This window comes from Lysinibacillus sp. NPDC086135, from assembly GCF_044746345.1.
Classification (GTDB): Bacteria; Bacillota; Bacilli; order Bacillales_A; family Planococcaceae; genus Lysinibacillus.
In genome coordinates, this window is record NZ_JBIVCA010000008.1 from 58,269 (window position 1) to 72,554 (window position 14,286).

16 protein-coding genes, 1 pseudogene and 1 other annotated feature are annotated in these 14,286 nt (G+C 35.7%); of the genes and pseudogenes, 5 read left to right on the forward strand and 12 right to left on the reverse strand.

What is annotated here, in order from left to right; translation table 11 throughout:
- Position 1: 1 nt before the first annotated feature.
- Both comGB and comGA read right to left on the reverse strand, forming a co-directional pair.
- Complete coding sequence (gene comGB / locus ACIPKN_RS12015) at positions 2–1,075, reverse strand: competence type IV pilus assembly protein ComGB (protein WP_400936288.1); 1,074 nt, start codon at positions 1,073–1,075, stop codon at positions 2–4.
- Entirely contained in the window at positions 1,053–2,072 is a 1,020-nt protein-coding gene (gene comGA / locus ACIPKN_RS12020) for a competence type IV pilus ATPase ComGA (RefSeq protein WP_400936290.1), read from the reverse strand. Before comGA ends, comGB begins: the two co-directional genes overlap by 23 nt.
- 325 nt (positions 2,073–2,397) lie before the next feature.
- On the opposite strand from comGA, the gene ACIPKN_RS12025 reads away from it, so the two are divergent.
- Together ACIPKN_RS12025 and ACIPKN_RS12030 are read left to right on the forward strand one after the other, a co-directional pair.
- Positions 2,398–3,108, forward strand: coding sequence for a helix-turn-helix transcriptional regulator (locus ACIPKN_RS12025; RefSeq protein ID WP_400936292.1), 711 nt, complete (start codon positions 2,398–2,400; stop codon positions 3,106–3,108).
- A 120-nt stretch (positions 3,109–3,228) separates the two neighbouring features.
- Positions 3,229–3,471, forward strand: coding sequence for a DUF2626 family protein (locus ACIPKN_RS12030; RefSeq protein ID WP_024361272.1), 243 nt, complete (start codon positions 3,229–3,231; stop codon positions 3,469–3,471).
- Positions 3,472–3,655: 184 nt separating this feature from the next.
- On the opposite strand, the pseudogene yidC reads toward ACIPKN_RS12030, so the two are convergent.
- A pseudogene (gene yidC, locus ACIPKN_RS12035) lies at positions 3,656–4,141 on the reverse strand (membrane protein insertase YidC); the annotation flags it as partial.
- 759 nt (positions 4,142–4,900) lie between these two features.
- Complete coding sequence (locus ACIPKN_RS12040) at positions 4,901–5,545, reverse strand: MBL fold metallo-hydrolase (RefSeq protein WP_400936294.1); 645 nt, start codon at positions 5,543–5,545, stop codon at positions 4,901–4,903.
- A gap of 168 nt (positions 5,546–5,713) precedes the next feature.
- Between ACIPKN_RS12040 and ACIPKN_RS12045 the strand changes: the two genes are divergently transcribed.
- Complete coding sequence (locus tag ACIPKN_RS12045; RefSeq protein WP_142507256.1) at positions 5,714–5,893, forward strand: DUF2759 domain-containing protein; 180 nt, start codon at positions 5,714–5,716, stop codon at positions 5,891–5,893.
- 3 nt (positions 5,894–5,896) lie between these two features.
- Here the strand turns inward: ACIPKN_RS12045 and ACIPKN_RS12050 are convergent, their stop codons facing one another.
- The 5 genes from ACIPKN_RS12050 to rpmG all read right to left on the reverse strand — a co-directional run bounded on the left by ACIPKN_RS12050 (position 5,897) and on the right by rpmG (position 9,590).
- A complete protein-coding gene (locus ACIPKN_RS12050; protein ID WP_400936297.1) occupies positions 5,897–6,043 on the reverse strand; it encodes a hypothetical protein in 147 nt (48 codons plus the stop codon).
- A gap of 363 nt (positions 6,044–6,406) precedes the next feature.
- A complete protein-coding gene (locus tag ACIPKN_RS12055; RefSeq protein ID WP_400936299.1) occupies positions 6,407–8,302 on the reverse strand; it encodes an LTA synthase family protein in 1,896 nt (631 codons plus the stop codon).
- 280 nt (positions 8,303–8,582) lie between these two features.
- Entirely contained in the window at positions 8,583–8,792 is a 210-nt protein-coding gene (locus ACIPKN_RS12060) for a YqgQ family protein (RefSeq protein WP_142507258.1), read from the reverse strand.
- A complete protein-coding gene (locus ACIPKN_RS12065) occupies positions 8,785–9,378 on the reverse strand; it encodes a 5-formyltetrahydrofolate cyclo-ligase (protein ID WP_400936302.1) in 594 nt (197 codons plus the stop codon). The genes ACIPKN_RS12060 and ACIPKN_RS12065 overlap by 8 nt, the downstream gene beginning before the upstream one ends.
- Before the next feature lie 62 nt (positions 9,379–9,440).
- Positions 9,441–9,590 (reverse strand): 50S ribosomal protein L33, encoded by a 150-nt coding sequence (gene rpmG, locus ACIPKN_RS12070; protein WP_008408521.1) that lies wholly within the window; start codon positions 9,588–9,590, stop codon positions 9,441–9,443.
- 150 nt (positions 9,591–9,740) lie between these two features.
- Between rpmG and ACIPKN_RS12075 the strand changes: the two genes are divergently transcribed.
- Positions 9,741–10,166: a hypothetical protein gene (locus tag ACIPKN_RS12075; RefSeq protein ID WP_400936304.1), complete on the forward strand. Its 426-nt coding sequence runs from the start codon at positions 9,741–9,743 to the stop codon at positions 10,164–10,166.
- A gap of 3 nt (positions 10,167–10,169) precedes the next feature.
- Complete coding sequence (locus tag ACIPKN_RS12080) at positions 10,170–10,667, forward strand: hypothetical protein (protein ID WP_400936306.1); 498 nt, start codon at positions 10,170–10,172, stop codon at positions 10,665–10,667.
- Positions 10,668–10,747: 80 nt separating this feature from the next.
- Here the strand turns inward: ACIPKN_RS12080 and ACIPKN_RS12085 are convergent, their stop codons facing one another.
- The 3 genes from ACIPKN_RS12085 to ACIPKN_RS12095 all read right to left on the reverse strand — a co-directional run bounded on the left by ACIPKN_RS12085 (position 10,748) and on the right by ACIPKN_RS12095 (position 14,257).
- Complete coding sequence (locus tag ACIPKN_RS12085) at positions 10,748–11,320, reverse strand: aminodeoxychorismate/anthranilate synthase component II (protein ID WP_142507262.1); 573 nt, start codon at positions 11,318–11,320, stop codon at positions 10,748–10,750.
- A complete protein-coding gene (gene trpE / locus ACIPKN_RS12090) occupies positions 11,317–12,702 on the reverse strand; it encodes an anthranilate synthase component I (RefSeq protein WP_400936309.1) in 1,386 nt (461 codons plus the stop codon). The genes ACIPKN_RS12085 and trpE overlap by 4 nt, the downstream gene beginning before the upstream one ends.
- Before the next feature lie 178 nt (positions 12,703–12,880).
- Positions 12,881–13,146 (reverse strand) — a binding site (T-box leader).
- Positions 13,147–13,180: 34 nt separating this feature from the next.
- Positions 13,181–14,257 (reverse strand): mechanosensitive ion channel family protein, encoded by a 1,077-nt coding sequence (locus ACIPKN_RS12095; RefSeq protein WP_400936311.1) that lies wholly within the window; start codon positions 14,255–14,257, stop codon positions 13,181–13,183.
- Positions 14,258–14,286 lie beyond the last annotated feature (29 nt).

The following is a 14,286-nucleotide window of genomic DNA, read 5'->3' on the forward strand; positions in this document are numbered from 1 at the left end:
CCTATACTAGTTCAATCATATGATATATTGGTAATAATAAACTTACATATGCAGCAACTATGCACATTGCAATAATGATAAAGAAGGTAGGTTGCACAAACGCAAGGATTTTATGCAATAGTTGCTCTTGCTTTTCTGTCAATAATTCGCTGTACAGTACTAGCTCTTTTCCTAGATAGCCACTTTGCTCTCCATGTTCAACAAATGTTGAGAAATCCATCTGCCAAACCGTCATCAAATGAACAGCTTGTGTCAGCGTATCACCAAAAACAACACGCTCCTTTATACATCGTGCCAGATATTGTAGAAACGGTTGAAGTTGCTGTTGTTCTAAAATTTGTAGACTTGCCTGTAAAGAAAAACCACTTTGGAGTAGACTTCCTAAATAAGCAGCAAATTGTCTCGTCAAAGACATTCGTATATATATCCGAATCAATGGCGTTTTCAGGATAATATTTAGCCGGTGAGCAATCGGACGGCGTTTGAGATAAAGGTGAAAAAAGAAAATACTACAAATCACTGCTATTCCTACGACAATTAAAGCATCAGGAAAATGCAATAATACTTTTGACAAAGCAATGCTTGTCTCCTCTGTACCAGTAGTTCGACTTGTCACCATTTTTTCTATATTAGGAAAGAAGATGGTGCGAAACACTAAAAACAACAGCATCAAAAATATAATGAGCACTACTGGATATAAGAGTAGCTTCATTAATTTTTTCTTCGTCGATTCACTTAAAGCCATTTGCTTTGCCACACCTTTTAAGGTCTCAATCATATGTCCATTGTTTTCGGCAACTGTAATAGCTACTAAATGCTGCTTTGGAATTTGCAACGCTTCAAAAACTCCTAAAACACCGGCACCCTGCCTTAGTTTTTCATTGACTAGCTTTTGTATTTCTTCATGCGCTTCAATATGATGGGGTAATAGAATAGATATAGCTTGTGGGAATAAATAACCTTCCTGCATTAACACGCTTAATCGGCTAAAAAAATGAGCTTGCTCCCTTACTCGCCATTTTGTCGCCTTTTTGTAATCTAATCGAATTCCTTCAAAAAACTTTTGTATTCGCATAGATTTGATTCTCCATCAGTTCTTTTTGCCCTGTAAGCGTTAAATCATGCGGTAACTCAAAGCTAGTTTTTTGCATAATTGCTTTGATAGCCATTTGAAGATGAACATCGCTTAATATTTCAAACAATGCACGGCGTTCTTCCTGAACTATTGGTGATTGGAAAAGTGTTTGAGCAACAATACCCACCACAGTTTGACGAAGTTCTTCCACTGAAACGCCTAAGTCAATAAATCGATAAAGGCAGTTTATCGAATCTTTCGCATGAATTGTCGAAACCACTAAATGACCTGTTAAAGCTGCCTCGATTGCGATTTTCGCAGTCTCTTTATCACGTATTTCACCTATCATAATGACGTCAGGTGAGTGGCGTAAAATAGCCTTTAGTCCTGTAGCGTATGTAACGCCAGCTCGTTCGTTTACTTGAATCTGCAAAAGGTTAGCTTGGTTATTTTCTACAGGGTCCTCCAATGAAATGACATGTCGATTTAGTTCTGTCGAACAGTAATGGATTAAAGAATATAAGGATGTTGATTTACCAGAGCCCGTTGCACCTGTGAAACATAAAAGTCCTTGTTGATGTTTCACTAGTTCCATTAACATTTCTGCTACATATTTGGAATAGGATAAGGAAGTAAGTGGGAATGCATGATTTTGTAGAAACAATCGGACAATTAAGCTTTCTTTTAAAAATACTGAGGGAAGTGTAGAAACACGAAAGGCATATTGATCTTGTTCCATAGCTTTTTGGAAGGAGCCGCTTTGGGGTTTGCGTCGCTCGCTAATATCTAATGCCGCTAAAAATTTATAATAGGAAATCATTCGCTCTGCAAGCTCGTTCGGTAATTCACCAGCTTGGAGCAGCTTATCATATTTTCGAAAATATATACGATATTGTTCACGTTCTGGAACTAATAATAAATCTGATGCACCGAAATGATAGGCCTTTAATAAAAGTTGCTCACATTTTTGCTCAACAACCGTTTCAAAATTTTGCATATTCGCACCCCTCTTCTGGTTCACTCGAATATGACCGCTCTATTCGTTATTCCCTAGTATAGATAGGAAGCTGTTAAGTGAAAAGCCCTTTTCTTAAAATAAAAATTTGATATAAATTTTCCTGTCAAACATGTTTTTTGCTATAAAAATGTGGATAACATACAAATTTCCACTAACTACGAACATAATCTTATGAAAAAGTTAATATTTATGACTAAAGGAACTGTATCTTTTTCAATAATGCAATATAATAGAATTAACATGATTTTTTTCCTACACTTGGTAGAACAGCTAAAAATTCAAAAAATACATAGAGGTGAAGCAAATGATCAATCCATTAAAAATTACTAGTACATTGGCCGATGAAACTAGATATTCTATTTATGAGTACATACTGCAAGAGAAGAAAACTGTAACGGTCCAAAATATCGCTGATAAATTTGGCATCCATCCAAATGTTGCGCGGCTACATTTAACAAAACTCTCAGAAATAAATATCATTACAGCTGATTTTGCCAAAACTGGGAAAGGTGGTAGACCCGGGCGTGTTTATAAGGCCTCAGATAAAGGTGTATCATTAACGTTCCCGAGACGTGATGAAGATCGATTATTAAAATGGACAATCCAATTAATTCAAGAATTTGGACCATCTGCATTAGAAAAATGCCAGGAAATAAGCTACCAAGACGGCTACCAACAAATGAAAAATTATGTAAATGCTGAGTTACAATTAAATAATACCCTTTCCTTCGAACAAAAGCTCCAACTATTAACTGACAATGCAGCATTAATTGGCTATACTCCTCATGTACAACAAACAGAGCATGGTAAAAGTGTGACTTTCTCCATTTTTAATTGTCCATTCCATGAGCAGCTTTCTAGTCATTCAGAAATTGTTTGTTCTTTACATGAATCCTATTTAAAGGGACAGGTTGATGCGTTATATGCAAGCAATGAATTTGTACAAATTGATAGCATGATACATAATTGTGATTTATGTAAGTATGAAATAAACGTGACAGAAATTGATAGTTAATTTTTAAATATCCAATTGTTTGTCACAAAGAAGAAGAAGTTCCAGTTTACAGATACCTTTCATATCATTTATAATGAGTATGAGATTATTGTGTCGTGGGCAAAAGGAGGGGAAATCTTCATGGATAATATGTATAAAGTTATGGCATTCTGGACAGGTATTTTTGCAGTCATGTTCTACCTTGGTGGTATGAACGAAGTATCGCTATTATTCGTAGGTAATACAGGTTTATTCTTATTATTAGGCTTCTTAAACCTTTCAGAACGTATGTACATGTACATTTTCGGAGCATATTTAACTGTATTCTTTGCTGGCTTCACGTACTATACAACATTTATTCACGTACCTGGTGGCGGTCATTAATACAAAGAAAAACGCGTGTCTCATTGAGTATGAGACATGCTTTTTTTATGTAAATTTATTCATCAGATGCAGAAATTATAGATGAATCATTTATGAAAACATAGTAAAATCCCCCTTTGCATTAAATAGGATAGATTATGGTTTTTCTATCTATCCTACAAAATACTAGGGGGATTTTTTCCATTTATAAAGTTAATTTAGGCTTTAATTTATTAAACACAAAGCTCTGTAAAATCACCCACAAAGATGAAATAGTCCAATAAAATGGGATGGCTGATGGCATGAAAATTGAAGAAATGACAATTATCAACGGCATCATAAAAATCATTATTTTCATTTGCGGATGGCTATTATCAGATAGCTTAACTGACATATAAATTTGAATCATCATCGTTAAACCTGCGATAATTGTCATAAAAATATCTGCAGACCCTAGATTAAACCAGAAGAAATTCTCATGCTGGATAGCATTACTTTTTGTAATGGTATAATACAGTCCGCTTAAAATTGGAAATTGAATCAACGCTGTTAAACAACCTGTTTTCATACCTGAAAAGTTTTCCATCATTATTTGAGAGATTTGCAACTGATATTCTTTACGTTCTTCGTCTGTTTTAGCCTTGCTTAAGTTTGATTGTAGCTCTCTTAATTTTTCCTTATTACCTAGCGACTTTTGTGTAACCGTTAGTTAGGATTTAAAAGATTTATAATTTGGATACATCAAAATTAAGCGTATTAGCACTGTTAAAATTACTAAGGCAATTACATAGCTCCCCGTAAAATTAAAGAAAGTATCTAGCAAATTTGTCAGTGGTTGTGTTATAAATTCAAACATTAATTAATTTCTCCCCTTTTATAATAATTTTTCTTATAAAAGGGACACTAATTCTTCGTCATTATCTGATTTACTGTAAATTACTTTTCTCAACCATTTATTAAGAAACATGTGAGAAGGATAAATTCTACTTTCGAAATTGACATTGACAGTTAAATCAATTGATACGTCAAGATTCGCGTCAATGACAGCAATTTTATCAAAAATAGTATAAATGTATATTTTAATAAATGGACTATGTTGTACTAAATAACTAAAATCAGTAATAAGCGATAATAGCAATAATAATTCCATTTACATCACCTATTTTTATTTTACCATAAATGAGTATAACTGTATAAATTTTCTAAGTCCATCACCAAATGTCTTAGGATGTAGTTTTATGCCATATATAAGTTGATTGGAGTAGAGGCTGGGCGACTCCTTGAGAACAGATGAGACCCTGGATCGAGCAACGCGAGTGAAGCGGCTCATCGGACGCCCCCTAGGAAGCTTTGCTCTGTGCGAAAGCGTAGCGTCAGCAACTAAGCCCCAGCCGGAACGGGAAATCAACCCTCGCTATGGTGATGAACCATTTTTAATTATCGCCAAACCTTAAAAACCATTCAAGAAAGGATTTGTCTCCATTTCTGCACCGACCGTTGTATAGTTCCCATGACCAGGATAGATAATAGTATCCTCAGGAAGTGTCAATAGCTTATCATGAATGGATGTAAGTAATACTTTTGTCGAGCCTCCAAGTAAATCTGTACGACCTACACCTTGTTCAAATAGTGTATCACCAACAATAGCGAAGCCATCATTTTCAAATATATATGAAATACTACCTGGTGAATGTCCTGGTGTAAAAGTTGCTTTAAAATAAAAATCACTTATTTCAAATAGCTGTTCTTTTTTAATAATATTTTCTTCAGCTGGGGCACCGACAATATACTCTGGTAATGCTGCGTATTTACTAGAACCATTTTTTGTTGGATCTCCTAACCAGTTTACTTCTTTTTCATGAATCCATACTGGAACATTAAAAGCCTCGCGGACAGCGTCCACTGCACCGATATGGTCGAAATGTGCATGTGTTAAAAAGATGGCTAGTGGTTTAAGATTGTTACTGCGAATAGCCTTGATGATTCGATCTGCTTCTTCTCCTGGGTCAAATATTAAGCATTCCTTATTTTTATTCGATACGATATAACAATTCGTTTGGACAGGTCCAAGAGAATAACTTCGTACGTTTATCATTGTTATCACCTCTATTTCAATTATACAGCCTTTGCCACAATTTGACGATAAATGTTCATAGTTTAGTCTATATTAGTTCTCGACAAAAACAGGTAGAACGTTTACAATTAAGGAGGAATATTGTTTACGACATTCATTTTCTGATGTCGAAAGGAGTGTCAATTTCTAATGAACTTATTAATGGTTATTTTTGGTCTAGTTGCTATTTTAGCTGTAGTTGGTACATTCCAAGCACTTAAAGAAAAGAATCTTTTAAGTGTTGTTTTCAACTTATTAAGTGCTGCAGTATTCGGTTGGTTCGTAATTATGACTCTTATTAATAGCGGATACCCACCAAAATTACACTAAAATTTAGACAGAAAAAAGAGCAGCCTCCATTCGAGGCTGCTCTTTTTCTATCGTTTTTACTTCAGCCTCCCTTAAACGATAATAACCACTTTCCTCCAAGTTGTTTATTTCGGCTGCCTGAACGTTATATTTCAATTTGATAGTATACATAAAAATAGTTACATTCCCCTATTTATGTACAAAAAGGGTTTTACCATTTGCGCTCATCAACAAAGATTGTGCATCAAGTCCTGTGATAACGTCTTCGTAACCACTAGCGTGTCGCTACCGCTACTGCGCTTTTGCATAACCAGAGACCCTAAAGGAAGACGTCTCAACGGACGCAGGAAAACACCCAGTCGGAACGGAAATCAACCTCACGCTATGGTAATGGGTTACCACTTGTTGCAACACCTATAATATGGATGTAAATACCTCATCACTTCTGCTAATAAAAATTGACCATTATGCCTCACCTCAGCATTTGATATAAAGCAAAAAAAGAGATCTCATTAAATGAGATCTCAATTGTTGTTACTTGGCTGCACCTTGCTTCAAATTACCTGTCTTTTGGTCATAGAAGCGGAGTAAATCACCGTTAATGATGGCATCCGAATTTTCAAGTTCTTTCGTAGCTCGATCAGCGTATGGCTGACATGGCTCACCATCAATTTCTTCACCAGTTGCTTTGTCATAACAAGCTTCACCAGCATATAAATATTTATCAGTTACAAAACGACCATCGCGGAAAACAATAAAGTCTTCATGTTCTGGTGAGAATAGGTCTGCACCAAGTTGCATATCTTTTGAAGTTTCAACGCCAAGAAGGTGTAGAATTGTTGGACGTAAATCCATTTGTCCAGCAATCTCTGTCATTTCTTTACCATCACCTGATTCAGGAATATGGATAAATAAAGGTACTTCTTGTAGCATTGCATTATCAAATGGTGTAATGCTATCTTTTCCTAAATATTGAGCCATCGCTTTGTTGTGGTTTTCTGAAATACCGTAATGGTCACCATACATTACAATAATAGAGTTATCATATACACCTTGATCTTTTAAACTTTGGAAGAAGTCTTTAAGTGCTTCATCCATATAACGAACTGTTTGGAAATAACGATTTAATGTACCTGAGTTTGAAGTGTATTCAGGAATCATTACGTCTTCTGGATCCAATGTGAATGGATAATGGTTCGTTAAAGTAATTAGTCGAGAATAAAACGGCTGTGGCATATCTTTCATTAATGCTGCAGATTGCTCTACGAATGGGATATCTTTCATACCCCAGTTAACAGCTTGCCCTTCACCAATCTTATATGAATCTATGTCATAGAATTTATTAATGTGTAATGATTGATACATTATGTCACGGTTCCAGAATGATTTATTATTCGGATGCATGACATTTGTAAAGTAGCCATTATCACCAAGACGCTCAGCCATTGAGTTATACGTATTTCCACCATGTGTGAAGAATACCGCACCACGACCTAAGCCGAACAATGAGTTTTCTACAATAAACTCTGAGTCAGAAGTTTTCCCTAATCCAGTTTGGTGATAGAAATTACTGAAATAATACGTATCTTTATCTTTTGTTAAAGAGTTTAAGAATGGTGTAATTTCATGACCATCCATTTGGTTATTAATCACAAAGTTCTGTAAAGACTCCATTGATACAACAATCAAATTACGCCCCTTGTATTTACCAAACATTTCAGGGTTGACTGCTGCTTGATTAGAACGAATATAGTTGTTCACTTCTACTAATTCACTGCCATCCGCTAATGCACGTTGAGCAGAAGATTTTGATTGAATATAAATGTCATATAAATGGTAGTTATAAGTACCGATGTTTTTTACAAGTAATTCACGATCAAAGCTACGTGTTAACAATTGTGGACGCTCTGTTTCAGCTAATCCTAAGTTTAAGAACGACACAGCAATCGCTAATACGAAGTACGCGCGACGGAATTCTACGTTTACCTTTACTGCATCTTTCATCATAGGCAAATATTTATTAGCTAAAATAAGAATAAGTACGTCAACGAAATATAATAAATCCCAAGGGCTAACAATCGCTGCTACTGAAGTTCCTAAATCACCAAAATTATTTGTTTGGAATAATACTGGTAACGTAATAAAGTCGTTGTAGAAGCGATAGAACGCAACATTCCCGTATAAGACGATCGACAAAATAACACTGATAGTTATTATATAACGACTTTTAACTTTTGGCGATTTAAAGAATAACGATATACCATAAGCAAATAGCACGAAGCTTAATGGATTAATAAACAAAATAAATTGTTGCATCGCATTTTCGATTTTCATCTCAAAGCTTGTGTGATAAACAATGACCGTTTTTATCCAAGTTGCTACAATTGCTAGTATCATAAATGAATGTTTAGGCCACTTTATTGATTTCATCCCTAACATCCTCCCTACTTTCTTACAAAAAAATAATATTTTTAACAATTTGTTACTGAAACAAAATATATCTTAATCCATTTTTTACAGATAATCAATAGATATATTTTGGGAAAAACTGTGCCCCTTGTTCGTAAATGGGCCGGATAGTAATATATACGTTTTCGTTTGTAAAAAGTTTCGTAAATCATAAAAACAGTGGAAAACCACTGTTTTTTAAGAATATTACATACATGTTACATTATCTTTACAATACCACAAATGAATTATATTTAAAACATTACTTATTTTTTTCTTTCATGCGAAGCTTTGTTGTTTCTTGTCGAATTAGTAATAATGCCATTTGGTAATCTTTAATATCTAGTACATTCGCTTTATACAACTCACGAATTTCATCCTCCATTAACATCAAATCACCAATGGGATCTCGTGTGTAAATATAAGTACCATATGTTTTTAATAATTCATAAATATCTAACATTTTATCCATTTTCGTTCGCTCCTCGTTGTGTTACACAGTCAAGACGTTTTGTCGGTGTCACAATGATATCTACTGGGCAATCGTGTGCTTCTGTAGGTACACGTTCATATAGCTGCTCATTAAATAACAAAGACATGAGCTTACCCTTTGTATAGTTTAATACATAGCGATCATAATAACCACCGCCATAGCCTATACGATAGCCGAACTTATCAAAAACAACTCCTGGAACAAGTATGACGTCCATTTCATTTGCGTCAACAAACTCACACTTCTCTGGAATTGGCTCACGCAAATGCATATACACAGTTTCTAGCTGGGCAAACGAGTCAATGGCGTAAAATAACATTTCTCTTGTTTTTGAGTTGCATTTAGGCACAGCGACTTTTTTACCAAGTTGCCATAGTTCTTCAATTAATTGAATTGTGTCGACTTCTGGCTTATTGGAAATAGTAATGCCAATTGTAGTTGCTTCTATTATATATGGTTCCTGTAGCACTTTTTTAACTACAGCATTTGATTGATCGCGGTAAGCTACTTCGCTAATTTTTGCAAGTGCTTCCTTTACCTCGTTCCGCAAAGTTGTTTTATCCATGCTAAGCTACCTCCTAAAATGTAGAAAGCCAAAACCACAAGTGGTTTTGGCTTAATGAGCGATTACTTAGTTTCACGGTGAAGAGTGTATTTCTTCTCGCGAGAGCAATATTTTTTAAGTTCAAGACGCTCTGGATTGTTACGCTTGTTCTTTTTAGAAATGTAGTTACGTTCGCCGCAATCTGTGCAAGCTAAAGTAATGTTTACGCGCATTATTAACCCTCCCACTCTATATCAAGAATTTAAATTTTGAGCATGATTTATACGACTAACCTATTATAACATAAAATAAAAAAAAATCTAGCTTCATTTCATATTAAGTTTGCATATGGTAAAATACCTTATAATTACATACTTAATGAGGTGAAACTATTGGATTTATCCATCATACTTATGATTGTAGGGATTCTCCTAATTATTACTTCGTTCTTTTTCAAAAATAGCGCGAAAAAGGTCGAACAAGATGTAGAGGAGCTATCCATCTCTATTTTTCAAGAAACAAATAATTTAAAACGTCGTCTGAAAATTGTTGAGGAAGAACTGTTATTAGAGCCAGAGTTCCAGGTTAAATCACCGTCAGTGCAAAATAACGCGATACCAAACCCAAAGGTTCAACAAGTTATGCAAGCTGTTCAACAGGCTGCTCCAAAAACGAAACCTATACATCAAATCATTGTAAGTCAGGTGCTTGAACTAAATAAGCAGGGTCTTTCTATAGCAGATATCAGTATTCGTTCAAATTTAACTGAAGAGCAAGTCCGCCAAGTAATTGCAAACGGAGGTCGGTAATTCATGAAAATGTCCGCTATCCGTGCATTTGGTATTGCGCTTTTTCTTGTCGGAGCTTTGCTAGCTTTAGCGGCGCGTTTCGATTTCAATATCGGTCTTCCAACTAAAGCTTCCCCAAATACAGAAAATGTTGAGGAGTTACAAAAAAAGCTCGACCAGGCAAATAAAGAAATTGCATTATTAAAGGCACAAGCAAAGCAAGCTTCAAAGGAAACTAATCAGAAGACAGATACTCCTAAAACAACGACTAATGAAAATCATAAATCGGCAGATGCACCGGCAAAAGATACAACTATGTCACTCCAAATTTACAGTGGTATTACACCATATATCGTGGCTCAAAAGCTTGAAGATGGTGGCATTATCGACAATAGTGTTGAAATGGAACTGCTACTTGCTAACCCTAAATACGCACGAAGCTTACAGATTGGCTCTTACGAAGTCAATTCTTCGATGTCTTTAGAGGAAATTGCAAAATTAATTACAGGGAAAAAGCAATAATAGTACGATTCCATTAGTAAAGATGGCTGTCATCAAAAATCACAACTACTGATTTTCGATGACAGCCTCTTTTGTTTCGTTTATGAAATATGTTCGATGAAAGCTCGCATCATGATACTGCCCTCTTTTGTCCCAATGGATTCTGGATGAAATTGCAGCCCAAAGAGTGGGTACTCCTTATGCTGAATTGCCATAATTTCACTATCATCACTGGACTTTGCTAAAATATTAAAATCCTCATGTAACGTGCTTTGCTCAATGACGAGAGAATGATAACGCATTACTTCGATTTTACCGTCTAACTGAGCAAATAAGCCTGTTTTTTCATATTGAATAGGCGATAATTTTCCATGCATTATAGTTTTAGCTTGAACAATGTTTCCTCCAAATGCCTGCCCTATCGATTGGTGTCCAAGACAAATGCCCAAAATCGGAAACTTCGTATAAAGCTCTTTGATAACATCCACTGTTATTCCTGCATCAATTGGCGTACCTGGACCGGGCGATAAAATAATGGCTTCAGGTTGTATTTTCTGAATGTCTTCAATTGTTATTTCATCATTCCGTACTACTTTTACATTTTTCCCAAGCATTCGTATTTGCTGAAATAAATTATATGTGAATGAATCATAGTTATCGATCAGTAAAATCATTTTTTCACCTCCAATAACGCTCGAGCTTTATTTAACGTTTCTTCGTATTCAGACAAGGGCACTGAATCGTAAACAATACCAGCACCTGCCTGCACATGGGCACGATGATCCTTTATGATCATTGTTCGAATGGCTAGAGCTAAATCCATATCACCTGTAGCAGAAATATAGCCTACTGCACCTGCATAGACACCACGCTTCACAGGCTCGAGCTCATTGATAAGTTGCATAGCGCGGATTTTCGGCGCACCTGATACTGTACCAGCAGGTAAGCAAGCTCGAAGAACATCCAAAACATGTACATCATCATGTAATTCTCCGACAACCTCTGATACAATATGCATAACATGTTTATATCGCTCAATATTCATATATTTCATCAACTTCACTGAACCCACTTTGGCAATACGTCCAAGATCATTTCGCCCTAAATCCACCAGCATACGATGTTCAGCGATTTCTTTTTCATCATTTAAGAGACCTTCCGCAATCGCGTTATCCTGCACCACTGTTTTACCCCTTGGCTTCGTACCAGCAATAGGATTGGTCGTTACCTTTCGATCATTCACCTTAACGAGACTTTCGGGAGATGTTCCTAAAATGGTATACGTACCGAAATCCATATAGAACATATATGGTGAAGGGTTAGAAGTACGTAATTGACGATATAAAGCAAAAGGATTACCTGTATATGGTGAAGTGAAGCGTTGTGATAAAACAATCTGAAAAATATCACCCTTACGAATATGCTGTTTTGCACGTTCAACCAGTGCTACAAAATTTTCTTTGGCGATCATTGGTCTGAAATCTAGCTTTCCAAACGTCGTGTCGTCAAATGTTGTTCCAGCATAAAGCTGCTTCTTCATCATAGAAATAGCCAATTCCATCGCTTCAAGAGAACGCCCTTCATCAAATAAATCGATTGCTGCTAGTGTAATCTCTTGCTTTAAATGATCAAAAACAATGAATGTATCATAGAAAAATATATGGACATCCGGCATTTCTAAATCATCCTGTAAGTATTCGCCTATTTTCTCTGTATAAAATGCTGTTTCGTAACCAAAGAAACCGATTGCTCCCCCGAAGAAGGCAAACGGGTACTGCGCCTTATGAAATGGCATAACTCGCTGTAATTTTACGAATACATTGGCACTCGATTTTTCTGTTTCTCCACCTTTGGAAAAAGAATAACCATTCTTATCTCCAATCAGTTCTGCAATTGGGTTGACGGCAATAAATGAGTAACGCCCACTTTCTTCATGCTTGGCAGACGATTCGAAAAGCATCTTATGCTCCCCTTCAAGTGATTGATAAACGGAAATTGGCGTCATCATATCACCCTGTAATACCTTCATGGCAAACTTTCTAAGCTCAACTGTCATACTCTTTCTCTCCTCTTCTTTGCTCTGCTCTTCTACACCAAAAATGATCAATTATGCTTCGGCGTAATGGACGCTACCGCTTCGTTAGCTTTCGCTTCTATAAACATTGCGTCCGGAATTTGAAACTGTGTAAAACACTATTCATTCCGCCAAAACAAATAAAAAGGCCTTCCCATCACAAAAGGACGGAAAAGCCGTGGTGCCACCTTCATTGGTCTTCATTAATTATGCCCCAGCATAATTATATTCAGCTGACGTTTCAATACTCGCTGAAAGAGTTAAAAGACCCACTCTATACCCTGTAACGTAGGCAGACGCTAATCCATACTTTATTCAGGATTAGAGCTCCGAAGTCCATTCACTATTTATTTGTACTAGTTTCCACCATGCACTAGCTCTCTATAACAAATAATAATAGTTACTACTCTTCATCAAAGCTGATAACATGTATTCATTGTAAAATAAAAAAACTAACAATTCAATTTATTTTTTTATTACGAAGCCATTCATCTTCAGCTGGATTTGCTAGTATAATATTTAGTTCTTGAAAGATTTGACGTATAGCAAATAAAATATCTTGTCGCACGTTTAGCATCTCCGCCGTATCATTTGTTGTTACATAGAAACGTACAAGGACACGATACGAGGTTGGATAAAACTCATCTATAAATACATGAATCATTTCTTTTTCTGTTTGAGCATGCAAATAAATTTCCATTTGAATGGTACTTAAAGCACTTCGTAGTTTTTCCTCTTCATTTTCAGCAGCTACAAATAAAAATTGCTCACATTTTCGTTTTTCTCGTCTCGATAAATTATAGATTGGTCGATTTACCAAATAAGAGTTAGGTACATAAACTAGACCTTTATCCCCCGTTTGAATTAAAGTACTCCGAAGATTAATATCTTCGATAGTTCCTTCAATTTTTTGGTCCTCCGTTGCTATCCAATCGCCAATTTGAAATGGGTTATCTAATGCGACTGACATCCCACCAAAAACATGTGCTAGTGTATCTCGAATACCAAAAGCAATCGCGACACCAGTTAAGCCAATCCCGGTAAAAAAGCCATTCAAATTAAAATCCCAGAAAGAAGCAATCGTAAACATTGCCAATATCATAATGAGCACTTTTCCTATACGAAGAAAAAAAGGTAACAGAACATTTGGTTCCTCATCGTTATTCAACGGTAGTGGCTGCTTTGTATAATAATTTAAAACATCGTATACGCCTTTGAACGCAAAAAAGACCATAATAGACCATACAAAGTTTTTAGTTGCTACATGTGTAAATAAAAAGATGTCTAATAAAATTGATAAGCTGAGTACAATAACGGCAGACATAAAAGCATAGCGAATTGCTTTATTAAATTGTGCGAGTACTGTTCCCTGAAAGTAACGCTGACGATTTCTCAAAAATGTAACAGTACGATTAATAATTTTCTTTATAACAAACTGTTGAAAAAGCCAACCAATTACACAAAGTGCAACGGCAATAATAATTTCCATCCACGTTGGGGTTGAAATATTAGGTAATAACCATTTCAATGAATTCAAATTTCATTCTCCTCTAACTACTATGTATA

Coding starts and splice junctions, on each gene's coding strand:
- ACIPKN_RS12065 (WP_400936302.1), bottom strand. CDS start 9,378: ATGGATAAAACAACTTTGCGGAACGAGGTAAAGGAAGCACTTGCAAAA.
- rpmG (WP_008408521.1), bottom strand. CDS start 9,590: ATGCGCGTAAACATTACTTTAGCTTGCACAGATTGCGGCGAACGTAAC.
- ACIPKN_RS12085 (WP_142507262.1), bottom strand. CDS start 11,320: ATGATTTTACTGATCGATAACTATGATTCATTCACATATAATTTATTT.
- ACIPKN_RS12060 (WP_142507258.1), bottom strand. CDS start 8,792: ATGGATAAAATGTTAGATATTTATGAATTATTAAAAACATATGGTACT.
- comGA (WP_400936290.1), bottom strand. CDS start 2,072: ATGCAAAATTTTGAAACGGTTGTTGAGCAAAAATGTGAGCAACTTTTA.
- ACIPKN_RS12040 (WP_400936294.1), bottom strand. CDS start 5,545: ATGATAAACGTACGAAGTTATTCTCTTGGACCTGTCCAAACGAATTGT.
- ACIPKN_RS12025 (WP_400936292.1), top strand. CDS start 2,398: ATGATCAATCCATTAAAAATTACTAGTACATTGGCCGATGAAACTAGA.
- ACIPKN_RS12050 (WP_400936297.1), bottom strand. CDS start 6,043: ATGTATACTATCAAATTGAAATATAACGTTCAGGCAGCCGAAATAAAC.
- comGB (WP_400936288.1), bottom strand. CDS start 1,075: ATGCGAATACAAAAGTTTTTTGAAGGAATTCGATTAGATTACAAAAAG.
- ACIPKN_RS12080 (WP_400936306.1), top strand. CDS start 10,170: ATGAAAATGTCCGCTATCCGTGCATTTGGTATTGCGCTTTTTCTTGTC.
- ACIPKN_RS12030 (WP_024361272.1), top strand. CDS start 3,229: ATGGATAATATGTATAAAGTTATGGCATTCTGGACAGGTATTTTTGCA.
- ACIPKN_RS12055 (WP_400936299.1), bottom strand. CDS start 8,302: ATGAAATCAATAAAGTGGCCTAAACATTCATTTATGATACTAGCAATT.
- trpE (WP_400936309.1), bottom strand. CDS start 12,702: ATGACAGTTGAGCTTAGAAAGTTTGCCATGAAGGTATTACAGGGTGAT.
- ACIPKN_RS12045 (WP_142507256.1), top strand. CDS start 5,714: ATGAACTTATTAATGGTTATTTTTGGTCTAGTTGCTATTTTAGCTGTA.